This window comes from Secundilactobacillus yichangensis (assembly GCF_016861565.1).
In the GTDB taxonomy this organism is placed as follows: Bacteria; Bacillota; Bacilli; order Lactobacillales; family Lactobacillaceae; genus Secundilactobacillus; species Secundilactobacillus yichangensis.
Genome location: NZ_BOLK01000003.1, coordinates 200,320 through 220,468, shown reverse-complemented (window position 1 = coordinate 220,468; position 20,149 = coordinate 200,320). Strand labels below are relative to the sequence as shown.

The window sequence follows — 20,149 nt, the reverse complement described above, 5'->3', positions numbered from 1 at the left end:
CCTTTCTAACTCCAAATAAAAATCCCCTCAAAGAAATTAATCTTTGAGAGGACGATGATCTCGTGGTGCCACCTCTGTTCGTAGCTACCTCACGATAACTACCTCAGCAAGTTAATTAACTTGCCCCGCGTAACGGTGGGTGACCGGCTATCCCTAATAAAGTAAATCGTTCAGGTTAACTGCTAGTAGCTGTGTTTCGATTCGGTTCATTCTCCCAGCCTTACGAATGATCTCTAAATTAGAATCTACTTTGACTACTCACTGCATTTGTAATTTGGTTCTCATTCTAGAAGTGAATGTAAGGGTTGTCAAGGATAAATTTAGCGGCTTGGGAGGTGGGCGGATTAAAAAAGCCTGAGAAACCTCCCAGGCTTTTACTGAATCGGTTTAATTAAAGGGTTGCATTCAGCCATTCTTCGGCGAGCTTCAGCCAGTGAGCCACGTGGGGCTGGTTGGCATCACGCTTCCAAGCGGTTAAGTGGTTAGCCAGCGCTAGTCCGTGTGGGCCGTGGCGAAAGACGTGAAGCTCAAGCGGTACGTGTGCCTGACTCAATGCGCTGGCATACGCCAGACTATTGGCTGACGGGACCAGCGGATCATCCGCCGTGGCCCAGATGAAAGTGGGAGCATTTTGTTCGCTGACGTGTTCGTCGGCGGCAATGGCATCGGGGTCGTCAGTCCATTGTTCCAGCATGCCTTCCTTAACCGGAAAGCCTAACTTCGGACTGATAACGGGGTAGCCCAGCAGCACTGCTTGCGGTTGCAGGCTGTCGGCAGCCACGCCCGCTTTCTTGGCTAACCATTCCGAGTGCCAATAATCATTATAGAGGGCGGCCACGTGGCCGCCGACAGAAAAGCCAGCAATGGCAATTCTTTCGGGATCGATCAACCAGTCGGCAGCTTTTTGCCGCAGCAGTGCAACTGACTTTGCCAGTTCCACTAACGGAGCGGGGTGCAGCGGCTGTTTTTCGTCGACGAAGCTATAGCGCAGGTAGAAAGCCTGGTAGCCCATATTGGCAAAGGCCATTGCTAGGGTTTCAGACTGCTGTTCAGGGATGTGGGTGTATGAGCCTCCCGGAACAACAATGATTGCGGGGTAAGTCTGATCCGGATTTTCAGGGTCAGTTTCCCGTAAGTAACCTTGTAAATAAGCGGCAGTATCGCTGCCAAGTGATTCTTTAATGATTTGCATAGTCATCATCCTAAGTATAATCTATAATGAAATTAACCAAACAGCGTGTGATAAAAACTCAGTACCAATAGTTTAACGCATTTTGGACTCTGAGAAAAAGGGAACGATTGATAAATGATCAGTATACAAACAGAGCGGCTAACGATTCGCCAGTTCGTGGAGTCTGATTTGGACGACTATTACGCCATTGTTGGGGATCCTGAAAATGCAAAGGAAGCTGGGTTCCAGTACGCTCATCATAAAACGGATGCAGCTTATCTGCTGCGCTCTGCCATTAAGCAGGGAATGGTATTTGCCATTGTAGAAACTTTGACGCAGCGAGTCATCGGCAGTATTGGACTTTACCCAAGAATCGCTGATAACGGTGAACGGGAAGAACATGCCGCTGAGATTGGGTACGTTTTGAACCGGACATACTGGGGACAGGGTTATATGACGGAAGCAGCTGAGGCGTTAATTAAAACGGTCTTTACCCACCAGCTAGTTTCAACGATCTGGGCCAGCTTTTTGGAGGATAATCAGCGCTCTAAACGGGTATTGGAAAAATTGGGTTTCCACTACGTCGATCAATTTACGCATTCGAAACACGACTTTTACCAGCCTGGTCAGACTGAGGTCGTTTATCGAATTGACCGTAAAGGGTGAAGCCCGCTTGCAATTTAAACATGAACGGTTTAGTATTAAACTCATCAAAAGAAGAGGCGCGAATTATAAGAGTCGCTTTCAGGAGAACGATCAGGTTCTGTGAATGAAAGTTAAAGGGTAACTCGCCGAAGCTCAACGTGACTGATAGCACGCGGAGCTGGGACCAGTCTTAAGAGGGCTGGGACTGTCGCAGTGATGTGCTGCGGAGAGCTTCCTACGGAAAATGACTTTTAGGTCGTCTCGCAGGTAAGCTGCAGGCGGCCCTTTTTATTGTCAAAATCAATCTGAAAGTGAGTGTAAATAAATGGCGAAACAAACAAGCGGCAATGGGGATAATGAGGTTAAAAGAGAGCTGAAAACCCGCCATATTTCCATGATCGCGTTAGGTGGCAGTATCGGGACTGGTTTATTCGTTGCCAGTGGATCCGCGATTTCAAAGGCCGGTCCAGGCGGTGGCCTGTTGGCTTATGTGGCTTTAGGGATCATGGTTTACTTCTTAATGACTTCCCTTGGCGAAATGGCAACTAACATGCCCGTGTCGGGATCATTTGCAACGTATTCTACTAAGTACGTTGATCCGGCCTTGGGTTTTGCGATGGGCTGGAACTATTGGTTTAACTGGGCAATTACCTTAGCAGTGGATATTAGTACCGCTGCGTTAGTAATGAAGTTTTGGCTGCCGAACGTTCCTGGCTGGATTTGGAGCACGGTCATTCTGGTCATGATTTTCCTGATCAATGCTTTGACCGTGAAGGCCTTTGGCGAAACTGAATATTGGATGGCCATGATTAAAGTCGTGACCGTTGTGATTTTCCTGATTGTTGGTTTCTTAACGATTTTTGGGATTATGGGCGGCCATGCAGTTGGCCTCAGTAATTTCACTTATAAACAAGCACCGTTTGTTGGTGGGGTACCAGCCATTTTGAGCGTGTTCGTTGTTGCCGGATTCTCATTTCAGGGAACTGAATTAGTGGGGATCACGGCCGGGGAGTCCGCAACACCGGAGAAGAGTGTTCCAAAGGCAATTAACCAAGTGTTCTGGCGAATCTTGCTGTTCTATATTTTAGCAATTTTTGTGATTGCCTGTTTAATTCCTTATACGAGTCCGAAACTACTGGGCTCATCAGCGAGTGACATTGCTATTAGTCCGTTTACGCTGGTCTTCCAGCGGGCCGGGCTGGCAGCTGCTGCGAGTGTCATGAACGCGGTTATCCTGACTTCCGTTATTTCGGCGGCTAATTCTGGTATGTACGCTTCGTCACGGATGCTGTATTCTCTATCACTAGATGATTTTGCACCTAAGTATTTTCAGCATACGACTAAAAACGGGGTGCCGTTACGGGCCCAAGTTGCCACAACTATCATTGGCGCCATTGCGTTTATAACCAGTATTATGGGACCAGAGGTTTATGTTTGGCTAGTTGCTGCGTCTGGTTTGACCGGCTTTATTGCCTGGGTCGGGATTGCGATTTCCCACTTCCGATTCCGTCGGGCCTTTATTAAGCAAGGGCATCATGTATCGGAATTGAAATATCACGCGAAGTGGTTCCCATTTGGCCCAATTTTGGCTCTGATTCTTTGTATCTTAGTCATCGTCGGACAAAACACGACTGCCTTTGCTCATTTTGATTGGGAACAGATTGCGGTGACTTACTTGAGTGTGCCGCTGTTCTTCATCCTGTACTTCTGGTATAAGCTTAGGTATCACACTCACCTTATTCCGTTAGATAAAGTGGACGTTGCGCCTCATAAGCATGAGGAAGCGGACTCAGAGAAATAAGATTATGCGCCAGTAGGAATCGACCTGCTGGCGCTTTTTTGATTATTTCACCACAATATGTTGCATTTACTGCTGGCAATGATACAATATGAAGTACTGAATTTTTGAGGTTAAAGGAGAAACTATTAATGATCGTACTTTCAGGAACTATTGGGGCTGGTAAAACCAGTTTGACCCAGCTACTTGCACGTCACTTAAATAAACCAGCTTTTTATGAATCAGTAGAGGATAACGAGATTTTACCTTTATTCTATAAGAACCCTAAAAAGTACGGTTTCTTACTGCAGATCTATTTCTTGAACAAGCGCTTGGATAGTATCAAAGCTGCGTCCAAGGATGACGAAGCTGTGTTAGACCGCTCCATTTTTGAGGATTCACTGTTGTTTAAGCTGAATGCTGATTTAGGGCGTGCAACGCAAACTGAATCTGATATTTATAATTCTCTCCTTCAAAACATGATGGAAGAGCTGCCGGATACCAGCGAAAAGAAGAACCCTGATTTGCTGATTCACATCAATATTTCGTTTGATACGATGCTGTCTCGAATCAAGAAGCGGGGCCGGTCATACGAGCAGGTCGATAAGGATCCCAGTTTGTATAACTATTACAAGGAACTAGACGCCCGTTACGTGGACTGGTACAAAAACTACGATAAGTCACCGAAGATGGCGATCAATGGTGATGAACTAGATTTTGTCGAAGATGCTGACGCTCAGCAGAAGGTGCTGTCACTGGTTGATCAGAAGATGGCCGAACTGAATCTGTAACCGTGAGTTGCTTTTAGCCGTTAAATATTTTACAATGAATGCAATTACAAAACGCGATGTACCTTTAAGTAGATGTTCAGAGAGACGGGTTGCTGAGAACCGTTCATCGAAACTCCAGTACATTAAAGCGGACAGTTAATCCTGTACGGTTAATCACCGTTACCGAAATTGAGTGTGCAGTTAATTTGCAAACTTGGGTGGTACCGCGAGCTTTCGTCCCAATATTTTGGGGCGGAAGCTTTTTTTGCGGGCCAAAAAAATGAGAGGAGCAGTATTATGATTGATTTAAAATTAGTGCGCAACGAAACTGATTTTGTAAAGGAAAAATTAGCTACCCGCGGAGTTGAGGCGGCTGAGATCGATGAGTTATTAGCGGTTGATCAAAAGCGACGGGATCTGATCGTTAAGTCTGAAACAATGAAGGCAACACGAAATCAAGTATCCGACGAAATTTCACAGCTGAAGCGTAACAAAGAGGATGCCTCTGATAAGATTACCCAGATGAAGCAGGTCAGTGCTGATATCAAAGCCATGGATGAACAGCTGACTCAGATTGCTGAAGAAGTGCACGACAAGGCTTCACGTCTGCCAAATATCCCCAACGATAACGTTCCCGTTGGTTTGACTGAGGATGGCTCCGTTGAATTGCGTAAGTGGGGCGATATTCCAAGCTTTGACTTTAAGCCAAAGTCACACTGGGAAATCGGTGAAGCTCTGGGAATCTTGGACTTTGAACGTGGTGCTAAAGTTTCTGGCAGCCGGTTCCTGTACTATATCGGCCAAGGTGCCCGTTTGGAACGTGCCCTGTATAACTTCTTCTTAGATGAAAACGAAAAGGCCGGTTTTACCGAAGTTTTGCCACCGTACATGGTTAACAGTGCTTCAATGTTTGGTACTGGTCAGTTTCCCAAGTTTACCGAGGACGTTTATTCATTGAAGGAAGCCGATGAAACATTGATTCCAACAGCGGAAGTACCGTTGGTCAACTATTACCGTGACGATGTGATCGATGACGAAAAATTGCCGGTGAAGTTTACCGCGCTGACACCAGCTTTCCGTTCTGAAGCAGGGAGTGCCGGCCGTGATACCCGGGGCCTTATTCGCCTGCACCAGTTTAACAAGGTTGAAATGGTGCAATTTACTAAACCTGACCAATCTTGGGACGCGTTGGAGATGATGACTAACCATGCTGAAGACTTACTGAAGAAGTTAGGCTTGGCTCACCACGTCATCACCTTGACCACCAGTGATATGAGCTTCACCGCCGCGATGACTCATGACCTTGAAGTTTGGTTACCTTATCAGGATAAGTACCGCGAAATTTCCAGCTGCTCGAACTGTACGGATTTCCAAGCTCGTCGGGCACACATTCAGTACCGCGATGAAAATGGTAAATTGCAGTACGTCCACACTCTAAACGGTTCTGGACTAGCAGTTGGCCGGACCGTTGCCGCTATTTTGGAAAATTATCAAAATGCCGATGGCACGGTTGATATTCCGGCAGCTTTGCAGCCTTACATGGGCGGTCAGACTAAGATCGTTAAAGAGTAAATTAGTTCATTAAACAGTTGTTATCCAGTTGATTAAGCTGGGTAACGACTGTTTTTCTATTTTAAATAACTAATAAATACATTTTTATAAAGCTAAATAGATAACTTATTCATTAGCAAAAAGGACGAATTTACAAATAATCATCATGATAAAGCGAAACTTAAAGTTGAGATTGAACCGTTCAAACGAAACAATTGGGAGCAACTAATCCCCATTCTAAAATAATCCAAAGAAATTGAAAAAAGGGGTAGCTTTTTTTTGAAAATACGTGTAATATAGTTCTTGCAGTTGGAACACAGAACCTTTTGCTCTGAATAACTATTCATCAACTTAAAAAAAGTTGTTGACAGCAAAATTGCTGAATGATAAACTATAATAGTTGTTTCAAAGAGGTCGATCGTAATTGTTCACCTTTTGAGCATCATCATGGAGGATTAGCTCAGTTGGGAGAGCGTCTGCCTTACAAGCAGAGGGTCACAGGTTCGAGCCCTGTATCCTCCATTGAGCCGTTAGCTCAGTTGGTAGAGCATCTGACTTTTAATCAGAGGGTCGACAGTTCGAGACTGTCACGGCTCATTAACCAGTATCACCATGCGGGTGTGGCGGAACTGGCAGACGCGCTAGATTTAGGTTCTAGTGTCTTACGACGTGGGGGTTCGAGTCCCTTCACCCGCATTTAATTAAATAAGCAGCATCACTTTCGCCGACTTAGCTCAGTTGGCAGAGCATCTCACTAGTAATGAGGAGGTCGGAGGTTCGAATCCTCTAGTCGGCATTGTGCGGAAGTAGTTCAGTGGTAGAACATCACCTTGCCATGGTGGGGGTCGCGGGTTCGAATCCCGTCTTCCGCTTTTTGCGTTTATTCCTGCCGGGGTGGCGGAATTGGCAGACGCACAGGACTTAAAATCCTGCGGTCAGTGATGACCGTACCGGTTCGATCCCGGTCCTCGGCATTTTTTAATTTAATAATATTTTGCACCCATAGCGCAACTGGATAGAGTGTCTGACTACGAATCAGAAGGTTGTAGGTTCGACTCCTACTGGGTGCATTTTTGTTGTTTTTAAACAACAAACGGGAAGTAGCTCAGCTTGGTAGAGCACTACGTTCGGGACGTAGGGGTCGCAGGTTCAAATCCTGTTTTCCCGATCATTCGGGCCATTTGCTGTTAGCGATGAAAATTTAGAAATCAACACACCTTTCCGGGTGTGTTTTTTTATTGGCTTGACAGAGCTCACATCAAAGACTAATGTAATTTTAATGGTTCTGTTAGAGCCAAAATACATAGGAAGTGTTTAGCGTATGGATAAAGCATTACATAACGCTGTCAAAACAGCTTTAGAGGCTGATCATGCACGTTTGGCAGCATATTTACATATTGAAACGGTGTCAGCTCAGCATCGCGGTATTAAAGAAACGGTTGCTTTCTTGAAGCAATCATTTTTGGAGCTTGGCGCAGAGGTACAAGTATGGGATGAATTTGACGGTAACCCGTTTGTTTTTGCTACTTTTCAGGCTGGTGTTAATGGTAATGCTAATAAGACGTTACTTTTCTACAATCACTACGATGTTCAGCCACCTGAACCATTAGATGAATGGCACACCGAGCCGTTTAATTTAACCGAGGTAGATGGTAAGTACGTTGCTCGCGGTATTTCCGATGATAAGGGTGAGTTAATGGCACGACTGTCAGCGGTGAAAGCATTACAGCAGACCGGTGGATTACCATGTAATCTAAAGTTTATTGTGGAGGGTGAAGAGGAAGTCGGCAGCCTTCACGTTGCGCAAATGACGAAGGCACACGCTGATGATTTAAAGGCAGATGCACTGGTTTGGGAAACGGGCGGTAAGGATGCCAATGAAAACTTTGCCATCACTTGCGGTGTTAAAGGGATTGTCAGTTTTGAATTATCAGTCTCAACGGCTGACGTGGATCTTCATTCTTCCCTGGCGGCTTATGCGGATAATGCGGCCTGGCGTTTGACAAAGGCGTTGAGCTCGTTAAAGGACGATCATGACCATGTTTTGGTGGCTGGATTTTATGATGATGTTAGGCCCCTAACGGCTTCCGAGCAACGCGCTACTGAGGAAATGTCGTTTAATGCAGCTGCCACGCGCACGGGCTGGGGACTGAAACGACCGTTTGTAACGGAAGATCCTAAGACTGCGTTGGTTAACGCGCCAACGATGACCATCAATGGTTTGAGCAGTGGGTACGAAGGAGACGGTGTTAAGACGGTTCTGCCTAAGTATGCCAAAGCTAAACTTGATTGCCGGCTTGTACCAGGCCAAGAGCCGCAACAAGTTGCATCCTTAGTGGCAGCACAGTTAAAACGAAACGGTTTCGCGGATGTGCAGCTGAAATTCTTATTAGGTGAAGCACCATTTAGGTCCAATTTAGATGACCCGTTTGTCGGACAAGCTGTAGAAACCGCACATGAGGTATACGGTGATCAGGTAACTTTAGTCCCTAACGCTGCTGGCGGTGGTCCTCAAGCCCCGTTTTTTGATGCCGTACACGCACCAATCGTTGCGGTGGGAGCCAATTGGTCTGGCTCTGGGGCCCATGCGCCTAATGAGAGTGTTAGGGTTGCGGATTACGCTGAAGATGTTCTATATACCGCAAGTTTGTTAACCGCGTTTGGTAAGCATTGAAATGGTTGGTCTAACAAAACGATAATAATAACCTTTTAAAACCACACTGATGATGAATTTTACCCCTTATCGGTGTGGTTTTATTGACGAATGCTTTATAATGAAGATGTACATTTAATCATCCAAAATCTCGGATATTAGGTGTGAAAGGCCTTTATTATAGGAAGAAACTTTTTCGATTCAAATAAATTTGGCATTTTGGGCGATAAATTAAAGTATAAACCTTTGCAATTTCACCAAACATTCGTATAATGAAAGTCAACATTAGTCAAACATGATTGTTAAGTTGGTGAATGGAGGGAGTAGCGTGCAAAATCAGAATATCTCGGATATTATTGAGCAGTACCTCAAAGAGATTTTGTCGGATACAGAGCACGTGGAAATTCGCCGATCAGAAGTTGCGGATTTGTTCAATGTGGTGCCGTCACAAATCAACTATGTGATTAAAACCCGCTTTACTTTATCCAACGGTTATTTGGTAGAGAGTAAGCGTGGCGGTGGCGGTTATATTCGAATCGAAAAGGTCAACTTATTAGATGATACCGATGTGTTAGATTCACTGATTGAAACCATCGGCGATTCGATTGGGCAACGTGATGGTTACGCCGTAGTTCAGGGACTTTACGAAAGTGGTGTGATTGGCCGCAGAGAGGCTAATATCATTCTGACGATCATGAGTAAGGATACCCTGCAAATGGAAAACCGTGCGGAAGAGAACGGCTTGAGGGCGCGTATTTTAGTAAGTATATTGAAACATCTACGCTATGAGAGCTAAGAAAGTGAGGAATTGAAATGGATAATCTTTTTACCCCCAGTGCAAAGAGCGTCTTGGCATTAGCCCAAGAACAGGCGAAGTACTTTAAGCACCAAGCTGTTGGCACAGAGCACTTACTTTTAGCACTCACAATTGAGAAAAATGGGATTGCAAACAAGGTTTTACAGCAATTTTCCATTAGTGAAGATGACGTACGTGAAGAGATCGAACGCTTCACGGGTTATGGCACTTTAAGCAACGTTGATAAGGATACTTATCTGCCATATTCACCAAAGGCAAAGGACATGCTGTCCGTAGCTGGTGAGGAAGCCAAGCGGATCGGTGCCACTAAGATTGGGACTGAACACTTATTGCTGGCTTTGCTGAGTGATGAAACGATTCTTTCCTCACGTATTTTGATGAATTTAAACATTGATTTAGCTCAGGCACGCAAGGTTATTTTGCGTAAACTGGGTGTGACTGAAACCCAGGATAAGCGGCGCAATCAACGTGGCCGTAAACAGCAGGGCGGAACGCCTACCCTGGATTCATTGGCCCGTGACTTGACGCAGTTAGCACGTGATGACCGGATGGATCCGACGGTTGGCCGGAATAACGAAGTTCGTCGGGTAATTCAGATTTTGAGTCGTCGGACGAAGAACAATCCGGTCCTTATTGGTGAACCCGGTGTTGGTAAAACGGCGATTGCTGAAGGCTTAGCACAACGGATCGTTAAGGGCGACGTGCCTGAAGACATGCAAAATAAGCGGCTGATGGCTTTGGATATGGGGTCATTAGTTGCTGGTACCAAGTACCGTGGTGAATTCGAAGACCGTCTGAAGAAGGTCATTGAAGAAATTTACAACGATGGGGAAGTCATCCTCTTCATTGATGAATTGCACACTTTGATTGGTGCCGGTGGTGCTGAAGGTGCCATTGATGCCTCAAATATTTTGAAGCCAGCATTAGCACGTGGCGAACTTCAAACGATCGGTGCAACGACATTGGATGAATACCAGAAGTACATTGAATCCGACGCCGCTTTGGAACGGCGGTTTGCTACCGTGCAGGTCAACGAACCGACGGAAGATGAAACCGTTGAGATCCTGAAGGGCCTGCGTCCCCGCTATGAGCAGCATCACAAGGCAAACATCACTGATGACGCATTGGAACAGGCGGTTAAGCTGTCTACCCGTTACATCACAGACCGTTATTTGCCTGATAAGGCCATTGATCTGATGGATGAAGCGGCCGCTAAAGTGCGTATCAGCCAGATGGATAAGCCTAACAATCAGACCAAGCAGGAAGCTAAATTGTCAGACTTGTCTGATCAACGTGAGGCCGCCATTCTTGATCAGCGTTTTGAAGAAGCTGCCAAGATTCGTGAGCAGGAAATTGCGTTGAAGGATAAGCTGGATAAGAAGGCTGAAAAGCAAGCGGAATCTGGTTCAAAGTACAATCTGAACGTGACTGGCGAAGATGTTGCCGAAGTCGTTTCAGAATGGACCGGGGTGCCGACGACGCAGCTTAACCGGACTGAACAAGAGCGGCTGGTTAACTTGGAAAGCATTCTGCACAAACGGGTGGTTGGCCAAGAAGAAGCGGTTTCAGCAGTTTCTAGAGCTATTCGGCGGGCCCGTTCCGGTTTGAAAGATCCCAACCGGCCAATTGGTTCATTTATGTTCCTGGGTCCTACCGGTGTTGGTAAGACTGAACTTGCTAAGGCGCTGGCTGAAGCAATGTTTGGTTCAGAAGACAACATGATCCGGGTTGATATGAGTGAGTACATGGAAAAGTACTCAACCAGTCGTTTGATTGGTTCCGCACCAGGCTATGTCGGGTATGACGAAGGTGGCCAATTAACTGAAAAGGTTCGTCAAAAACCGTATTCAGTTGTTCTCTTTGATGAGGTTGAAAAGGCTCATCCAGACGTCTTCAACCTGTTGCTGCAGGTTCTAGATGATGGGTACCTGACCGATTCTAAGGGCCGTAAGGTTGACTTCAGAAACACTATTTTGATCATGACCTCCAACTTGGGTGCAACTAGACTGCGGGACGAAAAGACCGTTGGCTTCGGCGCGGAAGATAAGAGCGGCGATTACACTGCAATGGCTAATACCATTCGGGAGACGCTGAAACAAAGCTTCCGGCCAGAATTCCTGAACCGGATCGATGAGGTTGTCATCTTCCACAGTCTGAAGAAGAAAGAACTCCACCAAATTGTGAAGTTGATGGCCAAGACGGTGATCGACCGCGTGAAGGGTCAAGGGATCAACATCAAGGTAACACCAGCTGCTATCGACGTGATTGCCGACGCCGGTTTTGACCCTGAGTATGGTGCACGGCCAATTCGGCGGGCATTACAGACCCAGGTTGAAGACCGTTTGAGCGAAGCAATGCTGTCCGGCGAGATTCAAGCTGGCAACATGGTGACCTTGGGTGCCAGCCACGGCAAGATTACGCTGAACATTAAACAGCCGGATAAAAAGGTTGAAACTAAAACCAACGAAACCGTTGGCAGCAAGTAATGTGCGTTTATTCTAAAAGCAGTCTGATCGTTATTGGTCAGGCTGCTTTTTAGTGGCGAAAATGGGCTTTGTTTCCGCAAAATGGCGATTCGTGTTAAACTGGTATTCAGATTAGGACAGGTACCATGGAAGGGATAGTAGTTGATTTGAAACGAGAAGTGCAATTAGAAAAGACGCATCAAGCAATTTTAGACGCTGCCCGTACCCTTTTTTTGTCTCGGGGCTATCAGGGAACTTCCACTCGTGATATCGCTAAAACGGTGGGGATTACTCAACCGGCACTTTACCATCACTTTGATGATAAAGAAGTAATCTACTTACAGGTGATCAAAACGGTTGGCAGTGAAATCAAGGCGGGAATCGATGCCGTCAATCAGCAGGGCTCGACGATCTCGGCCGAAGAACGGCTGGTTAAAATTACTCAGGTGCTGACGGATGCACATCCGCGGGATATTTTCACGGTGATCCACTCAAGTTTCGTGGATCTGAAGCCGGAGAACATGCGCCAGCTTGGCATGATTTTTCAGACGGACTACGTGACGCCCATTGAAAACTACTTTAAGAGCGAGGATGTTAAACTGCGGCAGGATATTCAGCCGAAGGAAGCGGCGGAGTTTTACATCACTAGTTTAAGTCCGCTATTCAGCAAGTTTCACCGAATCGGCGGTGTCAGCCTGACTCAGGAAGACCATATTCGACTATTATTAGACTTAATTTCGCATGGGTTAGTGTCTGATGGGCATTAACTGTTTGACAACTTAATCAGTAGCAGGTATACTATCTGCAGTATGTAACTGTGAACTGAAATGAGTCGTTGCGATATATTGTCCGTAGCGCCTCTCATAAAAACCAAAAGTAAGAACGAGATTTCTTATTTTTGGATTTTTTTTGCCAAAAAACCGGTGAGAATACGTTTTCATTGAAAATGTAATCAAACTGTAATATTGGTTTCGGTCCGCTGAATAAAATGGAGAGGTGAACAACTTGGCAGGACACTTGGTTAAATATGGCAAGCACCGGACCCGACGAAGCTACGCACGGATTAAGGAAGTTTTGGATCTTCCTAACTTGATTGAGATCCAAAAGAATTCTTACCAGTGGTTTCTAGATGAAGGCCTGAAGGATATGTTCGATGACATTATGCCCATCGAAGACTTTCAGGGAAATCTTTCATTAGAGTTCGTTGATTACCAGTTACTGGAACCAAAATATACCGTTGACGAAGCAAGAGAGCACGATGCCAACTTCTCGGCACCATTACATGTCACTTTACGGTTAACCAATCATGAGACTGGTGAAATTAAATCCCAAGATGTTTTCTTCGGCGATTTTCCACTGATGACGGAACAGGGAACGTTTATTATTAACGGTGCCGAACGGGTTATCGTTTCTCAATTAGTCCGTTCCCCTGGCGTTTATTACAATAAAGATACTGACAAGAACGGCCGCACAATCTACGGTGCCACTGTCATTCCTAACCGGGGTGCATGGCTGGAATTTGAAACTGATGCTAAGGGCTTGTCTTACGTTCGGATCGACCGGACTCGTAAGATTCCAATGACTGAACTCGTTCGGGCTTTAGGCTTCGGTTCCGATGACGAAATCATCAAAATGTATGGTGATAACGACAGCTTGATGTCAACCTTGGAAAAGGATGTTCACAAAAACAGCGAAGATTCACGTGTTGAAGAAGCCTTAAAGGACATCTACGAACGTCTACGTCCGGGTGAACCTAAGACTGCTGACTCATCACGGAGCTTACTGACAGCTCGTTTCTTCGATCCTAAGCGTTACGATATGGCTCCCGTTGGCCGTTATAAGACAAACAAGAAGCTGGTCTTAAAGAACCGGCTGCTTGGTTTGACATTGGCTGAAACTTTAGCAGATCCAGATACTGGTGAAGTTTTGGCACAAAAGGGCGACGTGATCGACAAGGATCGTTTGAAGACCTTAACGCCATACCTTGACCGCGATGATTTCAAGACGGTAACTTATACGCCTTCAGACGAAGCGGTAGTCACTGAACCAGTCACGCTCCAGACCATCATGGTGCAGTCACCTGACGATCCAGAACGTGCGATTCCAGTGATCGGTAATGGTCACATTGATTTGAAGTGGAAGCACATCAAACCCGCTGATATTTTGGCTGCAGTTAACTACTTCTTTGATTTACAAGAAGGCATTGGCTCAACCGATGATATCGATCACTTGGGTAACCGTCGGATTCGTTCTGTTGGTGAATTACTGCAGAACCAGTTCCGGATCGGTTTATCCCGGATGGAACGGGTCGTTCGCGAACGGATGTCGATTCAGGATGCTTCGACCGTTACACCACAGCAATTGATCAACATTCGACCAGTTGTTGCCTCGATCAAAGAATTCTTCGGTTCATCACAGCTTTCACAATTCATGGATCAAACCAACCCACTGGGTGAATTAACGCATAAGCGTCGTCTTTCAGCCCTTGGACCTGGTGGTTTGACTCGTGATCGTGCCGGTTATGAAGTTCGTGACGTTCACTATACTCATTATGGTCGGATGTGCCCAATTGAAACGCCTGAAGGTCCTAACATTGGTTTGATCAACAGTCTTTCCAGTTATGCCCGGATCAACAAGTATGGCTTTATCGAAACGCCATACCGCCGTGTTTCATGGACGACTCATAAGGTTACTGACAAGATCGATTACCTGACTGCCGATGAAGAAGATAACTACGTTGTTGCACAAGCTAACTCACCATTAAACGATGACGGTTCATTCGTTAACGATGTGGTTATGGCCCGTGCAAAATCAGAAAACATTGAAACCAGCATCAATAACGTCGACTACATGGACGTTTCGCCTAAGCAAGTTGTGTCGGTCGCTACGGCCTGCATTCCTTTCTTGGAAAACGATGACTCTAACCGTGCGCTGATGGGTGCCAACATGATGCGTCAGGCCGTTCCTTTGCTTGACCCTCACGCCCCATTGATCGGTACTGGTATCGAATATAAAGCTGCCCATGATTCCGGTGTTGCCTTACTTTGCAAGCAGCCAGGGACAGTTGAATACGTTGATGCCCGTGAGATTCGCGTTCGTCGCGAAGACGGTGCATTAGACTCTTACAAGTTAATGAAGTTCCAACGTTCTAACGGTGGTAAGAACTACAACCAACGTCCAATCGTTAAGGTCGGCGACAAAGTTGACCCAGACGAAGTGTTGGCTGACGGACCATCAATGGAAGATGGCGAATTGGCATTAGGCCAAAACCCATTAGTTGCCTTCATGACTTGGCAAGGATATAACTTCGAAGATGCCATCGCGATTAGCGAACGGTTAGTGACTGAAGATGTCTACACTTCAATTCATATTGAAGAGTACGAATCAGAAGCCCGTGATACGAAGCTTGGACCTGAAGAAATCACCCGTGAAATTCCTAACGTTGGGGAAGATGCACTTAAGAACCTTGACGAAGAAGGAATTATCCGGATCGGTGCTGAAGTCCATGATGGTGACATCTTAGTTGGTAAGGTAACGCCTAAGGGTGTCACTGAATTATCAGCTGAGGAACGTTTGCTTCACGCGATCTTTGGTGAAAAGGCTCGTGAAGTTCGTGATACCTCACTTAAGGTGCCTCATGGCGGCGGCGGTATCATTCAAAACGTCCGGATCTTTACCCGTGAAAACGGTGACGAATTATCACCAGGTGTTAACATGATGGTTCGTGTCTACATCGCCCAAAAGCGTAAGCTGCAGGTTGGTGACAAAATGTCCGGTCGTCATGGTAACAAAGGGACTGTTTCCGTTGTTATCCCTCAAGAAGATATGCCATATATGCCAGATGGTACCCCAATCGATATCATGCTGAGCCCAATGGGTGTGCCTTCCCGTATGAACATCGGGCAAGTGCTCGAGTTGCATTTAGGAATGGCTGCTCGTAACCTTGGCATTCACATTTCTACCCCTGTCTTTGATGGTGCCCGTGATGAAGATATCTGGGCTGCTGTTAAGGAAGCTGGTATGGCTGACGACGCCAAGTCCGTTGTCTATGACGGCCGTACTGGTGAACCATTTGACAAACGAATTGCTGTTGGGGTTATGCACTACATGAAGCTGGCCCACATGGTTGACGATAAGATTCATGCTCGTTCAATCGGACCTTACTCATTAGTTACTCAACAACCGCTTGGTGGTAAAGCACAATTTGGTGGTCAACGGTTTGGTGAAATGGAAGTTTGGGCACTTGAAGCTTATGGTGCTGCATACACACTGCAAGAAATCTTGACTTACAAGTCAGATGACGTTGTTGGTCGTGTTAAGACTTACGAAGCCATTGTTAAGGGCGAACCAATTCCTAAGCCAGGTGTTCCTGAATCCTTCCGTGTGCTGGTTAAGGAATTACAATCACTGGGACTGGACATGAAAGTTCTTGGCGCTGATAACAAGGAAATCGAGTTGCGCGATATGGACGACGAAGACGATGACGTTGTTAACGTTGACGCTTTGAGTAAGTTCGCGGAACAACAAGAAGAACAAAAGAAAGCTACTGCAGCTAAAGAAGCAGCAGCTAACAAAGATGAAGCTGACACTAACGCTAAGGATTAATTAAAGGGAGGTCGATCCATTGGTCGATGTCAATAAGTTCGAAAGCATGCAAATTGGACTTGCATCGCCTGACAAGATTCGGAGCTGGTCATATGGTGAAGTTAAGAAGCCAGAAACCATCAACTACCGAACTCTAAAGCCAGAAAAAGACGGACTATTCGATGAACGTATCTTTGGCCCAACCAAAGATTGGGAATGTGCTTGTGGTAAGTACAAGCGGATTCGTTACAAGGGTGTTGTTTGTGACCGTTGCGGCGTTGAAGTTACCCGTTCAAAGGTTCGTCGTGAACGTATGGGACACATTGAATTAGCAGCTCCAGTAACACACATCTGGTACTTTAAGGGTATCCCAAGCCGGATGGGCCTTGTGCTGGACATGAGCCCACGCTCACTTGAAGAAATCATCTACTTTGCTTCATACGTTGTGCTTGAACCAGGTAACACACCGCTTGAAAAGAAGCAGTTGCTTTCTGAACGTGAATATCGTGAAAAGAAAGCAGAGTACGGTAATGGATTCACAGCTGAAATGGGTGCTGAAGCCATTAAGAAGTTACTCCGCGACGTTGATTTGGATAAAGAAGTTTCAGAATTAAAGGAAGCTTTGAAGGAAGCCACTGGTCAAAAGCGGACGCGTGCCGTTCGTCGTTTGGACATTCTGGAAGCCTTCGTCACCTCTGGTAACAAGCCGGAGTGGATGGTCATGGATACGATTCCGGTCATTCCACCTGACTTACGGCCAATGGTTCAATTGGAAGGTGGCCGTTTCGCCACTTCTGACTTGAACGATTTGTACCGTCGGGTTATCAACCGTAACAACCGTCTGAAGCGTTTGTTAGACCTTCATGCACCTGGTATCATCGTTCAAAACGAAAAACGGATGCTGCAAGAAGCCGTTGATGCTTTGATCGATAACGGTCGTCGTGGCCGTCCAGTTGCTGGTCCTGGTAACCGTCCATTGAAGTCTCTTTCACACATGCTGAAAGGGAAGCAAGGCCGGTTCCGTCAAAACTTACTGGGTAAGCGTGTTGACTACTCAGGCCGTTCTGTTATTGATGTGGGTCCTTCATTACGGATGAACCAAATGGGCCTGCCAGTGCCAATGGCAATGGAACTCTTCAAGCCGTTCATTATGAAGGAATTAGTTAGCCGCGGGTTAGCTTCTAACATTAAGAACGCTAAGCGTAAGATTGACCGTGAAGATGAAGATGTTTACAGTGTTCTGGAAGATGTTATCAAAGAACACCCAGTGCTCCTGAACCGGGCACCTACACTTCACCGTTTGGGTATTCAAGCCTTCGAACCAGTGCTGGTAAGCGGTAAGTCAATGCGGTTGCACCCATTGGCCTGTGAAGCTTACAACGCCGATTTCGATGGTGACCAAATGGCCATTCACGTGCCGCTATCTGATGAAGCCCAAGCTGAAGCTCGTTTGCTGATGCTTGCTGCCCACCATATCCTGGCACCTAAGGATGGGAAACCAGTTGTTACACCTTCACAAGATATGGTTATCGGTAACTACTACCTGACCTTGGAAGAATCCGGTCGTGAAGGCGAAGGCATGATCTTTAAAGATGCTAACGAAGCGGTACTTGCATACCGTAACGGGTTAGTTCACTGGCACTCACGTGTTGGTATTCAAACCAGCTCTTTGAAGGGCAAGCCTTTCACTGACGAACAAAAGAGCAAGATCATGGTTACCAGTGTTGGTAAGCTGATCTTCAACGGTATTTTGCCACAATCATTCCCATACTTGAATGAACCAACGGATACCAACTTGAACGGCTACGTGCCAGATAAGTATTTCTTGGATAAGGGTGAAGATATTCATGATTACCTCAAGGATGCCGAACTGGTTAAGCCATTTAAGAAGGGCTTCCTGAGTGACATTATTGCTGAAGTTTATAAGAAGTATAAAGTGACTGAAACGTCATTGCTGCTTGACCGGATGAAGGACTTGGGTTACGACGAATCAACTCAATCTGGCTTAACCGTCGGAATCGTTGACGTTACCGAAGTTCCTGATAAGCCAGAAATCATTGACGAAGCCCACAAACAAGTGGCCACTGTCACTAAACAGTTCCGTCGTGGTTTGATTACCGATCACGAACGTTACGAACGTGTTATTGGGATTTGGAACGATGCTAAGGATACCTTACAAGATAAGCTGATCCATAACTTCGATCCGCAAAACCCAATTTACATGATGAGTGATTCTGGTGCCCGTGGTAACATTTCTAACTTTACGCAACTTGCCGGTATGCGTGGCTTGATGGCCGCTCCTAACGGTGAAATCATGGAATTGCCGATCACCGCAAACTTCCGTGAAGGCCTATCTGTTTTGGAAATGTTTATTTCTACCCATGGTGCCCGTAAAGGTATGACCGATACTGCCTTGAAGACTGCCAACTCAGGTTACTTAACCCGTCGTCTGGTTGATGTGGCTCAAGACGTTATCGTCCGTGAAGAAGACTGTGGTACTGATCGTGGTTTGACCATCAGCGCTATCAAGAATGGTAACGAAATGATCGAACCATTGTACGACCGGATGTTAGGTCGTTATACGATGAAGACCGTTAATGATCCTAAGACTGGCGAAGTTATTATCGGTGCTAACAAGATGATCGATGAGACCACTGCTCAACGGATCGTTGATGCCGGCATCGAATCCGTTACGATTCGTTCCGTCTTCACTTGCAACACCTCTCACGGGGTTTGCGAACGTTGCTACGGCCGTAACATGGCTACTGGGGACCAAGTTGAAGTTGGTGAAGCAGTTGGTACTGTTGCTGCTCAGTCAATCGGTGAACCTGGTACTCAATTGACCATGCGTAACTTCCATACCGGTGGTGTTGCCGGAAACGAAGATATTACCCAAGGGCTTCCTCGTGTTCAAGAAATTTTTGAATCTCGGAACCCTAAAGGTAAAGCTGAGATCACAGAAGTTACTGGTACGGTTGAATCTATCGAAGAAAACCCAGCAGAACGGACGAAGGAAATCACCATTAAGGGTGAAGCTGATACAAGAAGCTACACACTTCCTATTACAGCTCAACTGAAGGTAACCGAAGGCGACTTCGTACACCGTGGTGCTGCTCTGAACGAAGGGTCAGTTGATCCTAAGGAACTGATTCGGGTTCGTGATGTTCTTTCTACTGAAAACTACCTGTTAAGCGAAGTTCAAAAGACTTACCGGATGCAAGGTGTGGCTGTCTTGGACAAGCACGTTGAGATCATGGTTCGTCAAATGCTCCGTAAGGTACGTATCATGGATCCAGGTGACACTGATGTCTTACCTGGTACCCTGATGGATATCGATGACTTCCGTGATCATAACTACAAGACCTTGATTACCGGTGGTACACCAGCCACTGCACGACCAGTTATCCTTGGTATTACTAAGGCTGCCCTTGAAACGAACAGTTTCTTGTCAGCTGCGTCATTCCAGGAAACAACTCGTGTATTGACCGATGCTGCTATTCGCGGTAAGAACGATCCATTAGTCGGTCTTAAAGAGAACGTTATTATTGGTAAGATCATTCCAGCTGGTACTGGGATGCCTAACTACCGTAAGATCAAGCCAAAGGAAGTTGGCGGATCCTCCACTGATGGTGTCTACTCAATTAATGAGCTAGAACGCCGGATGAAGGAAGAGGAAGCTAAGTAAATTTGGTAAATCTGCCGAGTTACTCGGTAGA

11 protein-coding genes, 8 tRNA genes, 1 riboswitch and 1 other annotated feature are annotated in these 20,149 nt (G+C 46.1%); of the genes, 18 read left to right on the top strand and 1 reads right to left on the bottom strand.

Annotated elements, in window-relative coordinates; all coding sequences use genetic code 11:
• Window positions 1–44: 44 nt before the first annotated feature.
• Window positions 45–271, bottom strand: a binding site (T-box leader).
• Between the two features lie 120 nt (window positions 272–391).
• Window positions 392–1,192, bottom strand: coding sequence for a lp_1002 family arylesterase (locus JUE95_RS04285; protein WP_203649429.1), 801 nt, complete (start codon window positions 1,190–1,192; stop codon window positions 392–394).
• Between the two features lie 114 nt (window positions 1,193–1,306).
• On the opposite strand from JUE95_RS04285, the gene JUE95_RS04280 reads away from it, so the two are divergent.
• From JUE95_RS04280 to rpoC, 18 genes are all read left to right on the top strand, one after another.
• Window positions 1,307–1,837: a GNAT family N-acetyltransferase gene (locus JUE95_RS04280; RefSeq protein ID WP_203649427.1), complete on the top strand. Its 531-nt coding sequence runs from the start codon at window positions 1,307–1,309 to the stop codon at window positions 1,835–1,837.
• A 43-nt stretch (window positions 1,838–1,880) separates the two neighbouring features.
• A riboswitch (Lysine riboswitch) is annotated at window positions 1,881–2,058 on the top strand.
• An 83-nt stretch (window positions 2,059–2,141) separates the two neighbouring features.
• On the top strand, window positions 2,142–3,617 hold the full coding sequence (locus JUE95_RS04275; protein ID WP_203649425.1) for an amino acid permease: 1,476 nt from the start codon (window positions 2,142–2,144) through the stop codon (window positions 3,615–3,617).
• Window positions 3,618–3,745: 128 nt separating this feature from the next.
• Window positions 3,746–4,384, top strand: coding sequence for a deoxynucleoside kinase (locus JUE95_RS04270; protein WP_203649423.1), 639 nt, complete (start codon window positions 3,746–3,748; stop codon window positions 4,382–4,384).
• A 276-nt stretch (window positions 4,385–4,660) separates the two neighbouring features.
• Window positions 4,661–5,935, top strand: a complete 1,275-nt coding sequence (serS, locus tag JUE95_RS04265) for a serine--tRNA ligase (protein ID WP_203649421.1) — start codon at window positions 4,661–4,663, stop codon at window positions 5,933–5,935.
• 428 nt (window positions 5,936–6,363) lie between these two features.
• Window positions 6,364–6,436 (top strand) — tRNA-Val (locus JUE95_RS04260).
• Window positions 6,437–6,438: 2 nt separating this feature from the next.
• Window positions 6,439–6,511 (top strand) — tRNA-Lys (locus JUE95_RS04255).
• A gap of 17 nt (window positions 6,512–6,528) precedes the next feature.
• Window positions 6,529–6,610 (top strand) — tRNA-Leu (locus JUE95_RS04250).
• Window positions 6,611–6,637: 27 nt separating this feature from the next.
• Window positions 6,638–6,710, top strand: a tRNA-Thr gene (locus JUE95_RS04245).
• 4 nt (window positions 6,711–6,714) lie between these two features.
• Window positions 6,715–6,786: transfer RNA gene (locus JUE95_RS04240), tRNA-Gly, on the top strand.
• A gap of 16 nt (window positions 6,787–6,802) precedes the next feature.
• A tRNA-Leu gene (locus JUE95_RS04235) sits at window positions 6,803–6,888 on the top strand.
• A gap of 22 nt (window positions 6,889–6,910) precedes the next feature.
• Window positions 6,911–6,984: transfer RNA gene (locus tag JUE95_RS04230), tRNA-Arg, on the top strand.
• Window positions 6,985–7,008: 24 nt separating this feature from the next.
• Window positions 7,009–7,082 (top strand) — tRNA-Pro (locus JUE95_RS04225).
• 153 nt (window positions 7,083–7,235) lie between these two features.
• Window positions 7,236–8,588: a M20/M25/M40 family metallo-hydrolase gene (locus JUE95_RS04220; RefSeq protein ID WP_203649419.1), complete on the top strand. Its 1,353-nt coding sequence runs from the start codon at window positions 7,236–7,238 to the stop codon at window positions 8,586–8,588.
• A 307-nt stretch (window positions 8,589–8,895) separates the two neighbouring features.
• Window positions 8,896–9,363: a CtsR family transcriptional regulator gene (locus JUE95_RS04215; RefSeq protein WP_203649417.1), complete on the top strand. Its 468-nt coding sequence runs from the start codon at window positions 8,896–8,898 to the stop codon at window positions 9,361–9,363.
• Window positions 9,364–9,380: 17 nt separating this feature from the next.
• Window positions 9,381–11,870 carry an ATP-dependent Clp protease ATP-binding subunit gene (locus JUE95_RS04210; protein WP_203649415.1) on the top strand — a complete coding sequence of 830 codons (2,490 nt, stop codon included), beginning with the start codon at window positions 9,381–9,383 and terminating at the stop codon, window positions 11,868–11,870.
• A gap of 146 nt (window positions 11,871–12,016) precedes the next feature.
• A complete protein-coding gene (locus JUE95_RS04205) occupies window positions 12,017–12,616 on the top strand; it encodes a TetR/AcrR family transcriptional regulator (protein WP_235995178.1) in 600 nt (199 codons plus the stop codon).
• Between the two features lie 229 nt (window positions 12,617–12,845).
• Window positions 12,846–16,454 (top strand): DNA-directed RNA polymerase subunit beta, encoded by a 3,609-nt coding sequence (gene rpoB / locus JUE95_RS04200; RefSeq protein WP_203649411.1) that lies wholly within the window; start codon window positions 12,846–12,848, stop codon window positions 16,452–16,454.
• 19 nt (window positions 16,455–16,473) lie between these two features.
• The gene (rpoC, locus tag JUE95_RS04195; RefSeq protein WP_203649409.1) at window positions 16,474–20,118 is read left to right on the top strand and encodes a DNA-directed RNA polymerase subunit beta'; all 3,645 of its coding nucleotides are present in this window, start codon (window positions 16,474–16,476) and stop codon (window positions 20,116–20,118) included.
• The last annotated feature ends 31 nt before the right edge of the window (window positions 20,119–20,149 follow it).

Excerpts from the sequence above, each read along its gene's own strand:
- JUE95_RS04280 (WP_203649427.1), top strand. The coding sequence starts at position 1,307 with ATGATCAGTATACAAACAGAGCGGCTAACGATTCGCCAGTTCGTGGAG.
- JUE95_RS04210 (WP_203649415.1), top strand. The coding sequence starts at position 9,381 with ATGGATAATCTTTTTACCCCCAGTGCAAAGAGCGTCTTGGCATTAGCC.
- JUE95_RS04285 (WP_203649429.1), bottom strand. The coding sequence starts at position 1,192 with ATGCAAATCATTAAAGAATCACTTGGCAGCGATACTGCCGCTTATTTA.
- JUE95_RS04275 (WP_203649425.1), top strand. The coding sequence starts at position 2,142 with ATGGCGAAACAAACAAGCGGCAATGGGGATAATGAGGTTAAAAGAGAG.
- JUE95_RS04220 (WP_203649419.1), top strand. The coding sequence starts at position 7,236 with ATGGATAAAGCATTACATAACGCTGTCAAAACAGCTTTAGAGGCTGAT.
- JUE95_RS04270 (WP_203649423.1), top strand. The coding sequence starts at position 3,746 with ATGATCGTACTTTCAGGAACTATTGGGGCTGGTAAAACCAGTTTGACC.
- serS (WP_203649421.1), top strand. The coding sequence starts at position 4,661 with ATGATTGATTTAAAATTAGTGCGCAACGAAACTGATTTTGTAAAGGAA.